Annotated in this window: 3 protein-coding genes; all 3 read left to right on the top strand. The window is 62.5% G+C overall.

Annotation, left to right across the window (positions count from 1 at the left end; translation table 11 throughout):
• Positions 1-104 precede the first annotated feature (104 nt).
• Genes Y88_RS07910 through Y88_RS07900 form a run of 3 tightly spaced genes read left to right on the top strand, consistent with a single transcriptional unit; the run spans position 105 to position 3,690 of the window.
• Positions 105-1,337: a site-specific integrase gene (locus Y88_RS07910; protein WP_004212848.1), complete on the top strand. Its 1,233-nt coding sequence runs from the start codon at positions 105-107 to the stop codon at positions 1,335-1,337.
• Positions 1,334-2,689, top strand: coding sequence for a tyrosine-type recombinase/integrase (locus Y88_RS07905; protein ID WP_007015939.1), 1,356 nt, complete (start codon positions 1,334-1,336; stop codon positions 2,687-2,689). Before Y88_RS07910 ends, Y88_RS07905 begins: the two co-directional genes overlap by 4 nt.
• Positions 2,686-3,690, top strand: a complete 1,005-nt coding sequence (locus tag Y88_RS07900; RefSeq protein WP_004212845.1) for a tyrosine-type recombinase/integrase — start codon at positions 2,686-2,688, stop codon at positions 3,688-3,690. The genes Y88_RS07905 and Y88_RS07900 overlap by 4 nt, the downstream gene beginning before the upstream one ends.
• The last annotated feature ends 59 nt before the right edge of the window (positions 3,691-3,749 follow it).

The raw sequence follows: 3,749 nt of genomic DNA, 5'->3' as shown, positions 1-3,749 counted from the left end.
GGAACGCGGCGTAGTCGCGGAATTTCCGTTATCTGGCGCAAATTTGCTGCGCATTATTTTGGTTGCGAACCTCGGCGGTCTCTGGACCAACCGAGGAGACAATCATGTTGAAGTTGCACGATGAGCTGATCGCCAAGCTCACGAATTTCCTGACGGAGCGAAATTACAATCCCGTGGTGGTTGCGAACCATCGCCTCTATGCTCGTGCGTTTCTCGATTACCTGGCCGAATGCGATATCCGGGTGGAATCCGTGACGCCCGGGCAGGTCGATCAGTATTTCCACTATGCGATCGAGGATTTTCAGGCCCGGTATGGCCGGGATCCCAGCCCACGCTGGCACAAGCTGCCGCGCACGGCGATTTCCAAGCTGCTTCGGCTTGCCCAGGGCAAATGGCCTCCCGAACCGGAACTGACCGGACCCGACGCGGCGTTCCGCCATGCGATCTGCTGCGAATACGAGGCATGGCTGCGCGACGAACGCGGTCTGGCGAGTGCGAGCATTGCGGCGGCGATGTGGGAGGCACGAAACTTCCTGCGCTGGCAGTTCGATCGCGGCGGCGGAGCTGGTCTCGCAACACTGAATGTCAGGGATGTCGATCTCTACATGGACATGCGCGGGCCTGGCCTGCGGCGCAAGTCACTGGCGGATGTTGCGGAGCGGCTCCGCTCGGTGGTCCGCTATCTGCACCGGACGGGTCGTATCCCGACCGATCTCACCCCGCACATCATCGGTCCCATGCTCTACGCCTATGAAGATGTGCCCTCGACGCTGGACACGGAGCAAATCGCGGCGGTGCTGGCAGCTGCGAAGACGGACCTGTCGCCGCGAGGGCTGCGCGATCATGCGATACTTCAGCTGCTTGCGACATATGGCCTGCGCGAAGGCGAAATCTGTCGCCTGCGCCTTGAGGACGTGAACTGGCGCGAAGAATCCCTGCATATCCGCCACACCAAGACCAATGCGCATTCCGCCATGCCGCTCCTGGCGCCGGTTGGCGAGGCGCTGTTCGATTACCTTCGCCATGGGCGGCCCCGGACCGAAGCGCGGGAGGTCTTCGTCCGGTCCTGCGCGCCCTATATCGCGATGACGAACCTGTATGGCATGGTCAGGGGACGGTTGTCGGCCGCAGGCGTCGAACCGCCCGGGAAGCGGGGACCGCATGTGTTCCGTCACGCCCGTGCGGTTGAAATGCTGCGGGCGTCGGTCCCGCAAAAGATTATCGGCGACGTGCTCGGGCATCGATCCACCGAATCCACCAATACTTATCTCAAACTGGCAACAGATGATCTCCGAGCCGTGGCACTCGATGTGCCTGGAATGGAGGTGCTGTCATGAGCGCCTGGCACGATCCCGATCGCACCGTCGTCGACGCCTTCCTGGTAAAATCGCAGTTCCGGCCGGGAAGCGTACCGACCTATCGCTGGTTCCTTCGCACCTTCGAAGATGTTGCCCGCCGGCATCCGGCGGTGGACCGGCAGATGCTCGAGGCCTGGCTGAAGGAAATGGCAAGACGCTGGCGAATGTCGACATTGCTGAACCAGGTCTGCATCGTCGATCGCTTCCTTGACCACCTCGCCGAAATCGGACTGATCGCCGACAATCCCATTGTCGCGCTTCGCCGTCGGTACAACGTCAAACACAGCAAGCCGATCTGGCGCGCGCTGGCGTCGTCCAATCCCGATGAGGAACTCGCCGCGTTGCGACAGCCTGCACCCTTCGGCAGCGTGCTGGGCGACTTCATGCGCGATCATGTCGCGCTGATGCACAGCCGGGGCTATCAGTATGAAACGCAGGGCCACTGGATATTGCGGTTCGACCGGTTCCTTCAGGCGAACCCCGAACTTGCCGGGTCATCGCTTGAAACCATGCTGGCGTGCTGGAAGGCGGCCAAACCAACTCGCAATCACGCGGCTGAATGCCAGAAGCTCGGGCGCCTCCTGACCAAGGCGCGGCATCGCCTCGATCCCGGCATCCCGCCGAAACGCTTTGACGCCCGGCCCGAACGGGAAGTGGCGCGAGAACATCGGCGGCCGCATATCTTCAGCCCGTCCGATGTCCGGAACATGCTCAATGTTGCCCGTTCCTACCCGTCGCCAAATGCACCGCTGCGACCGATGGTCCTCTACACCATGGTGCTTCTGGCCTATTGTGCCGGTCTGCGCCGCAGCGAACTCGCCAGACTCGATCTGGGCGACGTGGACTTCCAGTCGGGCACGATCACGATCCGGCAAACGAAGTTCTACAAGACCCGGATCCTGCCATTGACAGGCAGCGTCCTCGCCGAACTGCGCGCCTATATCGATGCAAGGCAGCGCGCAGGTGCGCCGCAAAATCCGGAATCAGGTCTGTTCTGGCACGGGCACTTCAATGATCGCTACACGCCGCGGTCTGTCTCGACGATGATCACCGATGTCATGCGCCGCGCCGGGTTCAAGGCCCCGACCGGGCGAACGGGGCCGCGCGTTCACGATCTGCGCCATTCGATGGTCGTCAACCGGATACTCCAATGGTACCGGGCCGGCGTCAATCCGCAGGACAAGCTGCACTTCCTCTCCACCTACATGGGCCACCGGGATATCAACTCCACGCTGGTCTACATCACCGTCACGCAGGATCTGCTGCAGGAAGCAAGCGAACGCTTCCGTGCCGTCGGCGCCCGATGCCTCACCATGGAGGCGCGGCCATGACGAGAAGCAACCCGTTCCCCTCTCTGTTGCGGGCGTTCTTCCAGGAATGGCTGGTCGAGCAACGCAGTGCTTCGGTCCATACGATCCGGTCCTATCGTGACACCTGGCGGCTGTTGCTGCGCTTTATCGCCGAGCGAAAAGGCGGCGGGGTCGCGCGAGTCGCACTGGCCGATATCTCTGCCGACGAGGTGCGCGCGTTCCTCCACCATACCGAACATGGGCGCGGGTCCACGATCGGCACGCGTAACTGCCGGCTCGCCGCGATCCGCAGCTTCTTCAGCTTCGTGGCGGACAGGAATCCGGAATATGTCGCGCAATGCGCAGAGGTTCTGACCGTACCGCTCAAGCGGGAACCGACATCCGCGCCGTGCTATCTCGAGCCGGCGGAAGTCGAGGCGATTCTCGCCCAACCCGATCGGAGCACTGTCGCGGGAATGCGCGACCATGCGTTGCTCTCGTTCCTGTACAACAGCGGCGCGCGGATCCAGGAAGCGCTTGATCTGTGCCCCGACGCGATCCGGTTCGATGCACCCCACTGCGCTCGCCTCAATGGCAAGGGGCGCAAGGAACGGATCTGTCCGCTCTGGCCGGAAACCGTGACGTTGATCGAAAAGTTACTGGAACGCCAACCGCGTGCGCCAGACGAGCGCATCTTCGTCAACCGATATGGCAAGCCGCTGGGCGCGTCGGGCGTGCGGTTCAAACTCGCCGCCTATGTTGACGAGGCAGCCAAGGCTGTGCCGTCGCTCCGGTCCAAGCATGTGACGCCGCACAGCTTCCGGCACGCAACCGCCGTCCACCTTGTAGCAGCCGGAGTGGACATTACCGTTATCCGCAGTTGGCTGGGGCATGTCAGCCTCGACACGACCAACCACTACGCACAGGCCAATCTCGAGACCAAGCGAAAGGCGCTGGAACAGGTGGGTGCGCCGGCGGCGAGCAACGTACCCCCTTCGTGGAAACGGGATGCCAGCCTGATGGAGTGGCTCGACACCCTGTGAAATAATGCGCAGGAAATGCCGCAATGTTCCGCAGTCTGGCGGGGCCTACGCCGCGTTCC

Origin of the sequence: Novosphingobium nitrogenifigens DSM 19370, from assembly GCF_000192575.1 — a bacterium.
GTDB classification, from domain to species: Bacteria; Pseudomonadota; Alphaproteobacteria; order Sphingomonadales; family Sphingomonadaceae; genus Novosphingobium; species Novosphingobium nitrogenifigens.
This window is presented reverse-complemented; position numbering and strand designations above follow the sequence as displayed.